The sequence below is a fragment of the Cellulomonas composti genome, from assembly GCF_007990245.1.
GTDB lineage: Bacteria > Actinomycetota > Actinomycetes > Actinomycetales > Cellulomonadaceae > Cellulomonas > Cellulomonas composti.
Genome location: NZ_BJWG01000006.1, coordinates 1 through 15384 on the forward strand (window position 1 = coordinate 1; position 15384 = coordinate 15384).

General features: G+C 70.7%; 11 protein-coding genes. 3 read left to right on the forward strand and 8 right to left on the reverse strand.

All coding sequences use genetic code 11. The features are described 5' to 3' along the window. Window positions 1-46: 46 nt before the first annotated feature. A complete protein-coding gene (locus CCO02nite_RS07695) occupies window positions 47-1840 on the reverse strand; it encodes an ABC transporter ATP-binding protein (RefSeq protein ID WP_146842559.1) in 1794 nt (597 codons plus the stop codon). Between the two features lie 26 nt (window positions 1841-1866). Here CCO02nite_RS07695 and CCO02nite_RS07700 point away from each other — a divergent pair, with 26 nt between their 5' ends. Then, window positions 1867-2490 (forward strand): PH domain-containing protein, encoded by a 624-nt coding sequence (locus tag CCO02nite_RS07700; protein WP_186812619.1) that lies wholly within the window; start codon window positions 1867-1869, stop codon window positions 2488-2490. A gap of 41 nt (window positions 2491-2531) precedes the next feature. Here the strand turns inward: CCO02nite_RS07700 and CCO02nite_RS07705 are convergent, their stop codons facing one another. From CCO02nite_RS07705 to CCO02nite_RS07715, 3 genes are all read right to left on the reverse strand, one after another. Next, the gene (locus CCO02nite_RS07705) at window positions 2532-3656 is read right to left on the reverse strand and encodes an ABC transporter permease (RefSeq protein ID WP_146842561.1); all 1125 of its coding nucleotides are present in this window, start codon (window positions 3654-3656) and stop codon (window positions 2532-2534) included. Further along, window positions 3653-5182, reverse strand: coding sequence for an ABC transporter permease (locus CCO02nite_RS07710; protein WP_146842562.1), 1530 nt, complete (start codon window positions 5180-5182; stop codon window positions 3653-3655). Before CCO02nite_RS07710 ends, CCO02nite_RS07705 begins: the two co-directional genes overlap by 4 nt. A gap of 269 nt (window positions 5183-5451) precedes the next feature. Continuing rightward, window positions 5452-7287: an ABC transporter family substrate-binding protein gene (locus tag CCO02nite_RS07715; protein WP_146842563.1), complete on the reverse strand. Its 1836-nt coding sequence runs from the start codon at window positions 7285-7287 to the stop codon at window positions 5452-5454. 370 nt (window positions 7288-7657) lie between these two features. Between CCO02nite_RS07715 and CCO02nite_RS07720 the strand changes: the two genes are divergently transcribed. After that, on the forward strand, window positions 7658-9961 hold the full coding sequence (locus tag CCO02nite_RS07720) for an exo-beta-d-1,3/1,6-glucosidase (protein WP_246117420.1): 2304 nt from the start codon (window positions 7658-7660) through the stop codon (window positions 9959-9961). 31 nt (window positions 9962-9992) lie between these two features. On the opposite strand, the gene CCO02nite_RS07725 is transcribed toward CCO02nite_RS07720, so the two are convergent. Continuing rightward, window positions 9993-10637, reverse strand: a complete 645-nt coding sequence (locus CCO02nite_RS07725; RefSeq protein WP_146842564.1) for a 4a-hydroxytetrahydrobiopterin dehydratase — start codon at window positions 10635-10637, stop codon at window positions 9993-9995. A 56-nt stretch (window positions 10638-10693) separates the two neighbouring features. After that, on the reverse strand, window positions 10694-11356 hold the full coding sequence (locus CCO02nite_RS07730) for a GNAT family N-acetyltransferase (protein ID WP_146842565.1): 663 nt from the start codon (window positions 11354-11356) through the stop codon (window positions 10694-10696). A 129-nt stretch (window positions 11357-11485) separates the two neighbouring features. Between CCO02nite_RS07730 and CCO02nite_RS07735 the strand changes: the two genes are divergently transcribed. Then, entirely contained in the window at window positions 11486-11911 is a 426-nt protein-coding gene (locus tag CCO02nite_RS07735) for an iron chaperone (protein ID WP_146842566.1), read from the forward strand. Between the two features lie 57 nt (window positions 11912-11968). Here CCO02nite_RS07735 and CCO02nite_RS07740 read toward each other — a convergent pair whose 3' ends face one another. Together CCO02nite_RS07740 and ychF are read right to left on the reverse strand one after the other, a co-directional pair. Further along, window positions 11969-13903 carry a fibronectin type III domain-containing protein gene (locus CCO02nite_RS07740; protein WP_146842567.1) on the reverse strand — a complete coding sequence of 645 codons (1935 nt, stop codon included), beginning with the start codon at window positions 13901-13903 and terminating at the stop codon, window positions 11969-11971. A 385-nt stretch (window positions 13904-14288) separates the two neighbouring features. Then, window positions 14289-15365: a redox-regulated ATPase YchF gene (gene ychF, locus CCO02nite_RS07745; RefSeq protein ID WP_146842568.1), complete on the reverse strand. Its 1077-nt coding sequence runs from the start codon at window positions 15363-15365 to the stop codon at window positions 14289-14291. Window positions 15366-15384: the final 19 nt, after the last annotated feature.

Below are 15384 nucleotides of genomic sequence, written 5' to 3' on the forward strand. Positions count from 1 at the left end.
GGTCGCCCGCCGTCGCGGGGAACGTGCTGCTCAGCCTCTCGTCGGCTCAGCTCTTCTCGGCCAGCAGCGCCCGCAGCTCGCGGCGCTCGCGCTGCTTCTCCGGGTTCGGCAGCGGGACCGCGGCGATCAGGCGCTGCGTGTACGGGTCCTGCGGGTTGCGCAGGATCGCGTCGCGCGTGCCCTGCTCGACGATCCGGCCGCGCTGCATCACGACGATCCGGTCCGCCAGCAGGTCGACGACCGCCAGGTCGTGCGTGACGAACAGGCACGCGAACTTCAGCCGCTCCTGGAGCTCCTGGAGCAGCTCGAGGACGTGCGCCTGCACCGAGACGTCGAGCGCCGAGGTGGGCTCGTCGGCCACCAGCAGCTCGGGCGAGAGCGCGAGCGCCCGGGCGATGCCCACACGCTGCTTCTGCCCGCCCGAGAGCTCGTGCGGGTACCGGTTGCGGTACTCGCGCGGCAGCTCGACCTGGTCCAGCAGCTCCTCGATGCGGCGCTGCAGCTCGGCGCCCTTGGCGATCTTGGCCAGGAACAGCGGCTCACCGATCGACTCACCGATCGGCAGTCGCGGGTTCAGGCTCGAGGACGGGTCCTGGAACACCATGCCGACCTTGCGGCGCAGGCGGGCCACGACCTTGCGGTCCGCCGACGACACGTCGATGTCCCCGACCGTGAGCTTGCCCTCCGCGACGGGCAGGAGCCCGACGGCGGCCCGTCCGATCGTCGTCTTGCCCGAGCCGGACTCGCCGACGAGGCCCACGACCTCGCCCGGCCGCACGACGAGGTTGGCACCCTCGACCGCGCGGAACGCCGGGATCCGGCCCTGCTTGGGGTACTCGATCGCGACGTCCACCAGTTCGAGGATCGGCGCGATCGCGTCGTGCGCCGCGGCGCGTTCGACGCGCCGGGCGTCGTCGAGGCGGCGGGCGTTCTCCTCCTCGCGGCGCTTGAGCTCCTCGGGCGACACGTCCAGGACGAGGTCCTCGGCACCCGTCGCGCTCGCCAGCGCGGCCGTCAGGTCGATCTCCGAACCGCCGAGGTGCGGCACCGCGGCCAGCAGCTCCTGCGTGTACTGGTGCTGCGGGTTCGAGAAGATCTGCTCGGACGTGCCCATCTCGACGATGAGCCCGCGGCGCATGACCGCGATCCGGTCGGCGAGGTCGGCCACCACGCCCATGTCGTGCGTGATGAGGATGACGGCGGAGTCGAGCTGGTCACGCAGGTTGCGCATGAGGTCGAGGATCTCGGCCTGGACCGTGACGTCGAGCGCGGTCGTCGGCTCGTCCGCGATCAGCAGCGCCGGGTCGCACGAGAGCGACTGCGCGATCATCGCGCGCTGGCGCTGACCGCCCGAGAGCTGGTGCGGGTAGGACCGGAACGCCTTCTCCGGGTCCGGCAGCTCGACCATGGACAACAGCTCCAGGGCCCGCTCCTTGGCCTGCGCCGGCGAGATCGCGTTGTGCAGGCGCAGCGTCTCGATGATCTGCGACCCGACCGTGTAGGCCGGGTTCAGCGCCGTCATCGGCTCCTGGAAGATCATCGCCACGTCGTTGCCGCGGATGCGGCGCATGGTCTTTCCGCCGAGCTCGCGCAGCTCCTGGCCACGCAGCTTGATCGACCCGGAGATCCGCGCGTTGCGCGGCAGCAGGTCGAGGATCGCCATCGAGCTCACCGACTTGCCCGAACCGGACTCGCCGACGATCGCGAGGACCTCGCCCGCTGCGACCTGGTAGTTCAGCCTGATGGCGGCAGGGACCCACTTGCGGTCCACCGCGAAGTCGACCGACAGGTCCGTGACCTCGAGCACCGGCTCGCGGGTCGTCGTCTCCGGCGTGGTCATGAGTGTGCTCCTGGGATCATGTTCTCGTGCCGACGGACGACGAGACCTGGACGTACCGACCCCGCAGCGCGGTGCCGATCACGATCGGTGGCTGGCTGGTGGTCGCGGGCTTCACCGCGGCGCAGGCCTACGGCGGGGGCGTCGCCGCGCTCGGCCGCGCACTGCCGCTCGCCCTCGCGGCGTGCCTCACCCTCTGGCTGGTGTTCTACCGGCCCACGGTCGCGCTCGACGAGGCGGGCGTGCACGTGGTGAACCCGTTCACGACCAGCGACATCCCGTGGGCCGCGCTCGTCGAGATCCGCACGCGCTACGCATGCACGTTCGTGACACCGCACCGGGTGGTCGAGGCCTTCGCGGCGCCCGGCCCGGGCCGGCACGTCGCGGGCCGCGCATCGGTCGTCGACCTGCGTGCCGTGCGGGACAGCGCCTTCGACGGCATGCGGTCCGTGAGCATCGGCGAGATCGGCAGCTCGTCGTCCGCGATCGTGGCGACCGAGACCCGCCGCCGCTGGGAGCACCTCGTCGAGTCGGGCGAGCTCGAGCTCGGCGTCGCGGACGAGATGCCCGTCGCGCACGGGCTCGAGCTGGCGGCGATCGCCGCGGTCGTCGCGCTCGGCTCCCTCGGCATCGTGCTCCTGCTGCTCACCTGAGCCGCGAGCGCACCGCTCGACGCTCGGAGTCGACCCGGTCCTCACCGGTGCTCCTCGTTCGGGGTCTCGCCCAGCGGGCCGCCGGGTGCGTCGTCCTCCCAGCCGCTGCGGACCGCGCCCGGAGAGACGACCGCCGCGGCCAGCAGGGCACCTTCGACGTCGTCGTGCGGCGTCTCCGACATCCGGCGCAGGCGGATCTTGCGCTGGCGCGGGTCGAACGCGTCACGCAGGCCGTCGCCGACGAAGTTGATGCACAGGCAGATGAGGACGATGAACAGGCCCGGCCACCAGAACAGCCACGGCCGCGTCGAGAACGCCGCCTGGTTCTGGCTGATCAGCAGGCCGAGCGAGGTGTCCGGCGCCTTCACGCCCATGCCGAGGTAGGACAGCGACGTCTCCAGCAGGATCGCCGACGACATCAGCAGCGTGGTGTTCACGGTGATGACGCCGACCGCGTTCGGCAGGATGTGCTTGAAGATGATCCGCCGGTCCGAGGCGCCCGCGAGGCGCGCCGCGTCGACGAACTCGCGCTCGCGCAGGCTGAGGAAGTCGCCGCGCACGAGGCGCGCCATCCCGGTCCAGGTCGTCAGGCCGAGCAGGAACCCGAGCACGAGGATGCCGCTGTTCGTGTTGTACCCGATCACCGCGCCGATGAGCAGCACGGGGATGATGATGACCATGTCCGTGAGGCGCATGAGCACCGTCTCGACCCCGCCGCGGAAGTAGCCGGACAGCGAGCCGAACACGACGCCGACGACCGCGGAGATGATGCCGACGGTCAGCGTGATGAGCAGCGAGATCTGCGTGCCGCGCATCGTCATCGCGAAGTAGTCGCGTCCGACCGTGTCCTGGCCGAACGGGTGCTCACCCGCGGACAGCGGGAACAGGCTCAGCGTCGGCTTGCCGCCGTTCTGCAGCGGGGGCGTGTCGAGCCAGGAGTACTTCCACCAGCCGTGCCACGGCCCGATGCCCACGGACGTGACCGCGAGCAGCACGACGCAGCCGAGCACGACGAGCGAGACGATCGCGCCGGTGTGGCCGAGGAAGCGCTTGCGGACGAGCGCGGCCTGGCTCTTGCCCTTGAGGTCGGCGGCGACCTCGAGGGAGTCCAGCTCGTCGGTCAACCGCTGCCGCGTCTGGATGGTGTCGTTCGGCTGGTCGCTCATGCCTTCACCCTCACGCGCGGGTCGAGTGCGGAGTACGTCAGGTCCGCGATGAGGTTGAACGTCACGGCGGTGATGCCGACCACGAGGAACACGCCCATCACGGGGTTCGGGTCCTGGTGGGACAGCCCCTGGATGAACAGCTGACCCATGCCCTTGAACGAGAACACGTTCTCGGTGATGACGGCACCTCCGAGCAGGCCGCCGATGTCGAACGCGACGATCGTCGCGATCGGGATCAGCGCGTTGCGGAACGCGTGCCGCACGACGACCGTGCGCTCGGGCAGGCCCTTCGCGCGCGCGGTGCGGACGTAGTCCTGGCCCATCACCTCGAGCATCGACGCCCGCGAGTAGCGGGTGTACGACGCGAGCGAGATGAGGATGAGCGCCATCGTCGGGAGCAGCAGGTGCGCGTACTTGTCGATGCCCGTGATCCACAGGTCGCCGTCGAGGCCCGGCGTCTCGGAGCCGATCGTCGCGATCGGGCGGCCGCGCGTCGCCTTGAAGTACTCCGGCCAGGACTGCATGAACCGGTCGAGCAGCACGAGCCCGGCGACGAGGAACGACGTCAGCGCTGCGATCTTCATCGACTGGCCGCGGTCGTAGCCGCCCATCAGCCAGCCGACGAGGAGGCCCGCGCCGATCGCCGCGAGCCCGAGCAGCACGATGAGCCAGAACCCGGCGTCGTCGAGCTGCGGCACGAGCACGAGCTCCATCACCACCGCGAGCGCCACCATGATGAATGCCGAGTACAGCGCCTTGCGGTTGCGCAGCCCCGCGAGCAGCGCGGTCGCGCCCATCGCGATCCCGGCGCCGGTCACCGCGATCACGGCGGGACCCAGGCCCGGGTAGCTGAACCACTGCGACCAGCCGAGGTACCAGATGATGCCGGCCGTCACGACGGTGGCTGTGGCGAACACGACGAGTCGGCGGCGCATCGTCCCGCCGAGCAGGAGCGCCCAGATGAGGCCGGCGACGATGCCGATCCCCAGGGCTACCCCGACGCTCACGGTCGGATCGGCGAGGAAGTCGTTGAACCGGATCGCGCCGAACTGCTTGAGCAGGACGGCGACCCAGAAGACCGGCAGCGAGAAGAACAGGAACGTCATGAACGTGACGGAGTAGTCGAGCGCGGAGTACTGCCGCAGCGCGGTGACGATGCCGATCGTGATGCCGATGACGATCGCGAGGATCGTCGCGGAGGCGACGAGCTGCAGCGTGGAAGGGATCGCCGCAGAGAGCGCGTCGGTGACCTCCTGGCCCTGCAGCGTCTTGCCGAGGTCGCACTTGCCGGGGATCACGCACTTGAGCGCGCCGCCGAGCCACATGAAGTAGCGGACCGGAGCCGGCACGTCGAGGTTGAGCAGGTTGATGCGCGCCTGCATCAGCTGCTCCTTGTTCGGCCTGTTCGACTCGCGGTACTCCTGCAGCGGGTCGCCGGAGATGGCGACGAGCTGGTAGACGAGGAACGACGCACCGAGCAGGACCAGCAGCGACACGCCCAGGCGTCGCAGGACGAAGGAAGCCATGAACTCTCGCTTCTCGCATGAAGACCGCACGTCGGGGTGCGACGCCTGCGGTCTCGGCAGCGTCCCCGGAGGGACGCGGGGTGGTCAGGAACGCCGCACGTGGTGCGCGCGACGCGTCGGGCGGTCGAGGTCGGGATCGCCGACCTCGATAGGCACAGGACTCTAGCGCCGACGCGGAAGCGGGCAGCGTCGGAGCCGGACGCGACGGTGCCGGGACCCGAGGGTTCGGGTCCCGGCACCGTCGTCACCATGCCGGGGAGCTCAGGGGATCAGCCGTCGTTGACGGTCCAGTCCCACACGTTCCACCAGACACCCGACTGGCTCGGGTTGTAGTCCGCGATGCCACCGACACGGTCGCTGACCGCGTCGACGCCGACCGACTGGAACAGCGGCAGGCCGTAGGCGTCCGCGAACAGCAGCGGGTCGATCTGCTTCTGCAGGTTGACCTGCTCGTCGGGGTCGAGCGTCTTGACCAGCGTGTTGGCCAGCTCGTCGACCTGGGCGTTCGCGAAGCCGTTGTAGTTGCCACCGCCGGTGCTGCCGAAGATCTGCGGCACGCCGGAGACACCCACACCGGAGTTGATCCAGCCGAACACGACCGCGTCGTACGAGCCGTCGGAGAGGCGGCTGCCCCACTCGGCGTCACCCTGGTCGTCGACCTTGAAGCCGGCCGCGGTGGCCTGCGCCGCGATCAGCGTGTAGGCGTTCACGCGGTTCGGGTTGTTGACGTTGTACAGGAAGCGCACCGTCGGGTTCGGCACGCCGGCCTCGGCGAGCAGAGCCTTGGCACCCTCGATGTCCGGCTCGCCCGGGAACTGGTCCGACCCGTTGTTCGCGACCGAGTCGGCGTACGCCGCCTGGGCCGGGACGAACAGCTGCGAGTTCAGGATCGAGGCGTCCGCCTTCTGCGGGATGATGATCGCGTCGAGGATCGCCTGGCGCGGGATGACCTTGAGGAACGCCTGGCGCACCTTGAGGGCCTTGGCCTCGTCGCCACCGTACGTCGCCGGGTCGAACGGGCCGCCGTTGTTGAACGTCAGGTCGACGTGGTCGTAGGCGAGCTGGTCACCCTTGTGCACCGTGACACCGCTGAGGGCGTCGAGCGCGGTGAGCGTGTCGGCCGAGGACTGGGGCGAGATGACGTCGACCTCACCGTTCTGCAGCGCCTGCACGGCCGCCGTGGCGTCCGGGATGGTGCGCATCACGATGGAGTCGAGCTTCGCCGTGAGGTCGCCCGCGTACTTCTCGTTCGGGACGAGCGTGACCGACTGGTTCTCGACGACGTCCGAGATGATGTACGGGCCCGAGGACAGGTACAGCGACGGGTCCGACGGCAGGATCGTGGAGTCGAAGCCCGTGTTCCAGAAGTCGGCGACCTTCTGCAGGTCCGGGTCCGCCGCGGTGGCGGTCGGCGCGGTGTCGGCGAGCTTGGTGAACAGGTCGATCAGCGCCTGGCCGTCCGCGAGGCCGGCGCCCTTGGCGACGACGTGCGCGGGGACCTCGGCGGCCAGGGCGTACTCCCAGTCGGCCGCCGGCGAGGAGTACGTGACCGTCATCGAGCGGCCGTCGTCGCCGAACTCCGGGAAGTCCGTGAGCCCCAGCGTGCCCGTGTCGCCCGCGTAGTCGAAGTACGAGACGGAGCCGTCGGTCGAGTTGTAGTGACCCGAGTCGACCGCCCACGACAGGAGCAGGTCGTCCTCGTCGACGGGCTCGCCGTCGGACCAGACGACGCCCTCGTTGATCGTGTACTTGACCGTCAGCGGGTCCTCGGAGACGACCTCGTACGTGCCGAAGGACTCGTCCTTGGCCACGCCCGGGTTGCCGGCCGCGAAGCTGGAGCCGTCGACGTAGTTGAACCACGCACGCGTCGGGTACTGGGTGACCTTCGCGTTGATGTCGACGTTGCCGTTGCTCGTGTTCGAGTTGAACGAGAAGAACTGGTTCGTCTCAGCAACCGTGAGGGTGCCGCCCGTGGCGGCCTCCGTGGGCTCGGCCGTGGGAGCGGTCGTCTCGTCGGAGTCCTCCGGTGCGTTCGAGCACGCGGTGAGGATGAGTGCGGCGGACGCGACGAACGCGACACCGGCAATGGATCGCCTGATCTTCAATGTTCCTCCTGGGAAGGTGGTGGACCGTCGTCCGCCCCGTCCTGAGGACGGCGCAAGCAGACGGACCCGCCAGGGTTTGGAGCAACGCTAGTCAAGCAGAAGACGACAAATCGGACAGGTGGTGCCACGGACGGCGATCGTTACGTGATTGATACTGACTGGTACGTATCGGATCCTGAGAAATCAGCTTGGCGGATTGCCATATCCGCAGGCCAGAGGCGGCGCCGCGCGACCACCTCCTTGTCGGGAAGCGCCGGTCGCCACGGGTCGCAACGATTCGTGTCCGTTACCTGGAGGACTTACTGACTCGTAAGTAAGTCTGTGGCACCATGGTCCCCGAACGCCGCCGTTCGCCTGAGAGGACTTCTCCGTGACCGCTGCCCCGACCAAGGCGCTGCCCTACCTCGATCCCGCCCTGCCGGTCGCGGATCGCGTCGCCGACCTCGTCGGACGCATGACGCTCGCGGAGAAGGTCGGGCAGATGCTGCAGCTCGACGCGCGCGACGGTGTCGAGGGCCTCGTCGAGGACATGTTCGCCGGTTCCCTGCTGCACGCGAAGCCTGCTGCGGTCCTCGCGGCGCACGAGAGCACCGCGCGCACGCGGCTGCAGATCCCGCTCCTGGTGGCCGAGGACTGCATCCACGGGCACTCGTTCTGGGTCGGCGCGACGATCTTCCCCACGCAGCTCGGGATGGCGGCGTCCTGGGACCCGGACCTGCTCGAGCGCGCGGCCCGCGCGACCGCGGTCGAGGTCGCCGCGACCGGCGTGCACTGGACCTTCTCCCCCGTGCTGTGCATCGCGCGTGACCTGCGCTGGGGCCGGGTCGACGAGACGTTCGGCGAGGACCCGGTGCTCATCGGCGAGCTCGCGGCCGCGATGGTCCGTGGCTACCAGGGCGAGGGCCTGCACGACGAGACCGCGGTCCTCGCGACCGCCAAGCACTTCGCCGGCTACTCCGAGACGCAGGGCGGACGCGACGCCAGCGAGTCCGACATCTCACGGCGCAAGCTGCGCTCGTGGTTCCTGCCGCCGTTCGAGCGCGTCGCGCGCGAGGGCTGCCGCACCTTCATGCTCGGCTACCAGTCGATGGACGGCGTCCCCGTGACCGTCAACGACTGGTTGCTCACCGAGGTGCTGCGCGGCGAGTGGGGCTACACCGGCACGCTCGTCACCGACTGGGACAACGTCGGCCGGATGGTCTGGGAGCAGCGCACCCAGCCCGACCACACGCATGCCGCCGCAGCCGCGATCCGGGCGGGCAACGACATGGTGATGACGACGCCCGAGTTCTTCGAGGGTGCACAGAACGCCGTGCGCCGGGGCCTGGTCGAGGAGGCCGCGCTCGACGCCGCCGTGTCGCGCATCCTCACGCTCAAGATGGAGCTCGGCCTGTTCGAGAACCCGCGGCGCCCCGATGCCGCGCGGCAGGCCGCCGTGATCGGTTGCGACGAGCACACCGCGCTCAACCTCGAGGTCGCCCGCCGCTCGCTCGTGCTGCTGCGCAACGACGGCGTGCTGCCGCTCGCGGGTGGCTGCACCGCCGGACCCTCCCAGCGGGCGGTGGCGCCGGAGGCCGCGCAGTCGCGCCGCGTGCTCGTCGTCGGGCCCAACGCGCACGACGACCACACCCAGCTCGGTGACTGGGCCGGCGCGTCCGGGCAGGCCGACTGGCTGCCCGAGGGCCACCCGCGGCACATGACCGAGACCGTGCTCGACGGGCTGCGCGCGCGTGTGCCCGCCGGCTGGTCGGTCGTGCACGAGCCGGGTGCGCAGGTGCTCACGCTCGAGGCCGACCCGGAGGGCGCGTTCTTCCCCGACGGGCAGCCGCGTCCCCAGGTCGTCGTGCCCGCCGAGCCCGACGAGACGCAGATCGCCGCCGCCGTCGCCGCGGCACGCGACGCGGACTACGTCGTCGCCGTCGTGGGCGACCGCATCGAGCTCGTCGGCGAGGGCAAGTCGACCGCCACGCTCGAGCTCGTCGGCGGGCAGGTCGCCCTGCTCGACGCGCTCGCCGCGACCGGGACGCCGCTGGTCGTCGTCGTGATCGCCTCCAAGCCGCTCGTGCTGCCGGACTCGGCGCTGGGCGCCGCCGCGATCGTCTGGGCGGCCAACCCCGGCATGCGCGGCGGGCAGGCGATCACGGAGCTGCTGCTCGGGCTCGTCGAGCCGACCGGGCGCCTGCCGATCTCGTTCGCGCGGCACGCCGGTCAGCAGCCCACCTACTACAACCAGGTGCGCGGCCAGCACGGCTCGCGGTACGCGGACCTCACGCAGCGACCGACGTTCGCGTTCGGCGAGGGCCTGTCCTACACCACCGTCGAGTACGACGACCTGCGCATCCTCGAGCCGCGCGTCGAGACGGCCGACGTGCTGCGTGCCCGGGTCACCGTCCGCAACACCGGGTCACGGCCCGCGGTCGAGACCGTGCAGGCCTACATCCGCGACCTCGTCACGTCCGTGACCTGGGCGGACATCGAGCTCAAGGCCTACCGGCAGGTCACGCTCGCGCCCGGCGAGTCCCGTGTCGTCGAGATCGACCTGCCTGCGGCCGAGTGCTCGATCGTCGACGCCGTCGGGCGGCGCGTGGTCGAGGCCGGCGACTTCGAGCTGCGGGTCGGGCCGTCGTCCGTGCCGGAGTCGCAGCTCGTCGCGCCGTTCACCATCACCGCCTGACCGAGGCGCTGACGCCCTGGCAGGGGCCGGCTCAGCCCCGGTCCTGCCAGGTGCACAGGCATGCCCGGTTGCCCTCGGGGTCGGCCAGCACCCAGAAGCTCGGCGCCTGCTCGGCGTCGACCAGCGTGCCGCCCGCGGCCAGCGCCGCGTCGATGCGCGGCTGCACCTGGGTCGGATCGATCCACACGTCCGGGTGCCAGCGCTGCCGCGGCTCCTCGCTGCCCGACTCCTGGAACCAGACCGGCGGGAGCGCGCCGGCGGGGTCGCGGACCTCGTCGTCGGACCCGGGCTGGCCCTGGTACCCGAGCAACGCCCGCCAGAACGGCAGCACCGCCGCCCGGTCCGGCGTGTCGAGGGCCAGCTCCAGGCGCGAGACGGCACCGGGGTCGAGCTCGAGGCCCGACCCTGCCGCGAGCGCCGTCACCGTGCGCGCGAGCCGCACGTCCCGCTCCGTGAGGCCACCCGCGTCGTGGCTGGTCAGCGTGATGTCGACGTGCGGGTAGCGCAGGTCGACATCGGGATGGTGGCCCTGCTCCTCGGCGGCCGCGCCGACCGCGTCGACGAGCGCGAGGCCCGCCACGAACGACCCCGTGCGCACCCGTGTGCGCAGCGAGCCGCCCAGGTTCGCCCAACCCGTCAGGCCCTCGTTCTCGATCTGGTCTCCGGTGAGTGTCATCCCGCCATGCTCACCCCGACCACCCACACCCGCACGTCCGGGTGCGGGTGTGGGTGTCAGCTCACGCCGAGGAACTCCCGCAGCCGATCCACGCCCTCGAGCGTGACCGGCGCACGCTGCTCGTCGGACCGGGCGCTCCACGTCGCGCGGTCGAGGACGTAGCGGCGCGAGACGACGGACGCGTCGTCCCGGACGGCGACGTCGGTGCCGTTGTCGCGGTAGCCCAGGCGGCGGGTCACGCCGTTCGACGGGGCGTTGTCCGCGAACGCCGTCGTCGTGGCGCGCTCGGCGCCGAGGCCGTCGAAGATCAGGTGCAGCACCGCGAGGCGCATCGCCGTGCCGACGCCCTGCCCCTGGAACCGCCGGCCGAGCCACGAGCCCGTCTCGGCCGTCCGGGTCACGGCGAACCGCTCGGTGTACAGGCCCTGCACGCCCAGCAGCTCGCCGTCGCGCAGCACGCCGAGCTCGAGCCCGCACCTGGCCGAGCTCGCCTCCGCGCGCAGCTTCCACTGGTACTGCAGCACGCTGCGGCGCACCTCGTCGGGCGTCCCCCGCGTCCACGGCACCACGAAAGGCATCGCGTCGGGGTCGTGCACGCCCTGCGCAGCGAGGTCCGCGAGCGCCGCCAACAGCCCGTCGTCGAGGAAGCGTAGTTCGAGGTCGCCGCAGGTCACACGAACACCGGCCGGCGGCCACAGGTCGACGAGATGGCTGGTCATGGCGCGACCCTGGCGTACCCGTCGTCGTCCCGCAAGGACATACCGCCGGCGACGGACCCGTCAGGAATCGAGAAGCACGGGTGCCGCCGCGTTCCTACGATCAGGGGACGAGACAGAGGAGGGCCGACGATGGCCAGGACCACCCCGACCGGCGGCTTCACCGAGGACGAGCGCGCCGCGATGAAGGAGCGCGCCCAGGAGCTGCGCGCGACGAAGAAGGGCGCGGACGGCGAGGCCGACGTGCTCGCCAAGATCGCCGAGATGCCCGATGACGACCGTGCGCTCGCCGGGCGCATCCACGCGATCGTCCAGGCGCAGGCGCCGCACCTCGCCGCGCGGACCTGGTACGGCATGCCCGCCTACACCAAGGACGGCAAGGTCGTCGTGTTCTTCAAGGCGGCCTCGAAGTTCAAGTCGCGCTACGCGACGCTCGGCTTCGAGGAGGCGGCGGCGCTCGACGAGGGCGCGATGTGGCCCACGTCCTACGCGCTGACCACGCTCACTGCGGCCGACGAGGCCCGCATCGCGACCCTGATCGAGCAGGCGGCGTCCTGACGTCCGGGCAGCGGCGGTGCGCGTGTGCGCGTCCGCCGCTGCCCGGTGTCGCGGGACCTACTTCAGCACGTACCGGGTGTAGCTGATCTTCCAGTAGTCGATGATCCCGTAGTCGTAGTTCTCGGACGCGTTGCCGGCGATCCACTCCACCCAGCCGTCCAGCACGTAGGCGGCCGGGAAGCTGACGCCCGCGCAGCCGCTGTCGCCCATCGCGAAGCCCTCGGCGAGGTCGCCGTACTCGTCGAACAGGATCGCGGCGACCTGGTTGTCCGAGACCGGGCTGTCCAGGCAGCCGTACAGCGTGAGGCCCGAGTACTTGTTCTGGAACGACGCGTCGAGCTTCGCCGCGAACGCGGCGATGTCGCTCTCGTAGGGCGACGAGTAGAACCACGCGCTGCCGTCGACGTCGTACGGGTTGCCCGACAGGACGGCCGTCGCGGCGTCGGCCGCGTCGATCCTGTACGTCGACGCCGTCGCGGTGATCTTCTTGGCCGAGACGACGATGTCGCGGGTCGTGGTGCGCGCCGGGCCGTCGCCACCCTTCACGACGATCGTCGCGCGGTAGGTGCCGGCCGGGGCGGGCGTGCTGCCCACCAGCCCGGTCCACCGGTAGTTCCAGGACTGGGCGCGAGCGAGCGTGGCCGAGGCGACAGCCTTCGTCGAGCCCACCTTCGTGATCGTGATCTGCGCGGTCGCCGGAAGCGAGCTGGACACCGTGAGCTGCGCGGTGTCCACGTACCCGTCGCGAACCGGGTACAGGGTCGTCACCGACCAGGCGGCCGACGTCGGCTTCGCATCGGTCGCGAGAGCCTTGAGCTGCTTGTCGGCGACGGCGACGCCATCCAGGTACAGGCGCACCTTGTAGGTCCCCGGCGTGAGCGCGCGGCCGCTCGACGTGCGGCCGTCGAACTTGACCGACCACGACTTCGCCGAGGCGAGCTTCAGCGTCCGGACAGTTGCGCCCTTGGAGTCGACGACGTTGATCGCACCCGCCTGGGCGTACGTCGAGCTGGCCTTGAAGGTGACCGAGTCGCGGTAGCCGTCCGGGAACGGGTAGAAGCTCCACGCGCTGAACGTCAGCGTCTGGGTCAGCTTGCGCACCGTGACGCCTGCGGACCTGACGGGGCCCTCACCGCCGGGGCCGACCGCCCGGACGACCAGCGTGTACGTCCCCGCCGGCGCGGTCAGGGTGATCGACGTCCCCTTGATCGACTTCGTCGTGACCACGGTCGACGAGCGCTTGAGGGTGACGGAGTACGTGCTGACCGGACCGCCGTCGGCGGGTGCCTTCCAGCTCGCGGTGATCGTGGTCGGCTTCGGGTTCGTCACCTGCAGCGAGGACACCGCCTTCGGCGCGAGCTGGCTGCTGGTGACGGCGACCACCTGCGACGCGACCTGCCCGATCATGTTCGTCGCGACCGCGCGGTACCACCGCGTGACCTTCGGCGACGTGCTCACGGAGCCCGAGAAGGTCGTGCCGGTCGTCTCCGTGACGGTCCACGGTCCGCTCGACCCGTCGGCCACCTGCCACACGACCGTCGCCGCCGGACGGGCCTGCACGGCGACCGTCAGCTTGAACGCCCCGCCGGGTGCGACGGTCGCACCCACCGGCTGCGTCACGAACACCGGCGCGTACTGCACGCTCAGCACCGCCGGGGTGGTCGCGATCGTGCCGCCGAGCCCGTCGTCGAACACCGCGCGGTACGACGAGCCGTCGACCGTGGCCGTGACGTCCTCGACGAGGAGCGTCGCGTCCCCCTCGCTCTGCGACACCGGGGCCCACGAGCCGCCCTCCGGCTGGACGTCCCACCTCAGCACCGGGACGTCCGCGTCCGCCACGTCCAGCGCCTGCGCCTCGAAGGAGACGTCCGCGCCGGCCGTGACCGTCTGCGACGACGGCTCCGTCACGATCCGCACGGGCGGTTGGGGCGACTCCGCGGCGGCCGCGGGCAGTGCGCCGAGAACGACGACTACCGCGACGGCTCCAGCCACCGCGCCGGACCTCCACGACGACGAACTCACGGTCTCCCCCTTGAGGTGTGGGCGGTCGCCGGAAGGGCCCGCCGTGGGCTCTTCCTCGGCTCGTCCGCGCGCGGAGTTGAGGGACCTAGGTCCGGACCGCCCACCCGTGGGACATCACCGGACCTGGCGTTTCACCCACCACGGGAGCACCCGGACATCCCGAGGACCTACGAGCGCCCGGCGTAGCGATCGGTCGGCTCGCGGACGTGGTGATCGTCGCCGACGCGGGCATGATCTCGGACGCGAACAAGCGCGCGACAGCGAAGGCAACCCGACTCCGCTCGGGTGAGATGACATCCGTCCACACGACACAGCTCTGCCACTGGTCGGCACATGACGCGATGCGTGATGAGCGCTAGACGTTGAACCTGAACTCGACCACGTCGCCGTCTGCCATGACGTAGTCCTTGCCCTCGATGCGGGCCTTGCCGGCCGCGCGGGCGGCGGGCACCGAGCCGGCCTCGACGAGGTCGTCGAAGCTGATCACCTCGGCCTTGATGAAGCCCTTCTGGAAGTCCGTGTGGATCACGCCCGCGGCCTGCGGGGCGGTCCAGCCGCGGCGGATCGTCCAGGCGCGGGCCTCCTTGGGGCCGGCCGTCAGGTAGGACTGCAGGCCGAGCGTGTGGTAGCCGGCGCGGGCGAGCTGGTCGAGGCCCGCCTCGGTCTGGCCGTTGGCCTCGAGCATCTCCGCTGCCTCGTCGGGCTCGAGCTCGACGAGCTCGGACTCGAACTTGGCGTCCAGGAAGATCGCGTCCGCGGGCGCGACGAGCGCGCGCAGCTCGTCCTGCATCGCGGTGTCGGCCAGGCCCGCGTCGTCGGTGTTGAAGACGTAGATGAACGGCTTGGCGGTCATGAGCTGCAGCGCGCGGACGTGCTCGTCGTCGGCCAGGCCGGCGACGTACAGGGTCCGGCCGGTCTCGAGGACCGCGAGCGCGCGCTGGGCCGCGTCGAGGACCTCGGGCGGGGTCTTCTTGCCGCGGACCTCCTTCTCGAGGCGCGGGATCGCGTTCTCGAGGGTCTGCAGGTCGGCCAGCACCAGTTCGGTGCTGATGATCTCGATGTCGTCCTTCGGGTTGACCGCGCCCGAGACGTGCACGACGTCGGGGTCGGCGAACGTGCGCGTGACCTGGCAGATCGCGTCCGCCTCGCGGATGTTCGCGAGGAACTTGTTGCCGAGGCCCTCGCCGACGGACGCACCCTTGACGATGCCCGCGATGTCCACGAAGGACACCGTCGCGGGCAGGATCCGCTCGGAGCCGAACAGGTCGGCGAGCACCTGCAGCCGCGGGTCGGGCAGCGGGACCACACCGACGTTGGGCTCGATCGTCGCGAACGGGTAGTTCGCGGCGAGCACCTGCGCGCGGGTCAGTGCGTTGAAGAGGGTGGACTTGCCGACGTTGGGCAGGCCGACGATGCCGATGGTGAGTGCCACGACGGGCAAGTCTACGGGC

Coding starts and splice junctions, on each gene's coding strand:
- CCO02nite_RS07695 (WP_146842559.1), bottom strand. CDS start 1,840: ATGACCACGCCGGAGACGACGACCCGCGAGCCGGTGCTCGAGGTCACG.
- CCO02nite_RS07705 (WP_146842561.1), bottom strand. CDS start 3,656: ATGAGCGACCAGCCGAACGACACCATCCAGACGCGGCAGCGGTTGACC.
- CCO02nite_RS07710 (WP_146842562.1), bottom strand. CDS start 5,182: ATGGCTTCCTTCGTCCTGCGACGCCTGGGCGTGTCGCTGCTGGTCCTG.
- CCO02nite_RS07725 (WP_146842564.1), bottom strand. CDS start 10,637: ATGACACTCACCGGAGACCAGATCGAGAACGAGGGCCTGACGGGTTGG.
- CCO02nite_RS07730 (WP_146842565.1), bottom strand. CDS start 11,356: ATGACCAGCCATCTCGTCGACCTGTGGCCGCCGGCCGGTGTTCGTGTG.
- CCO02nite_RS07735 (WP_146842566.1), top strand. CDS start 11,486: ATGGCCAGGACCACCCCGACCGGCGGCTTCACCGAGGACGAGCGCGCC.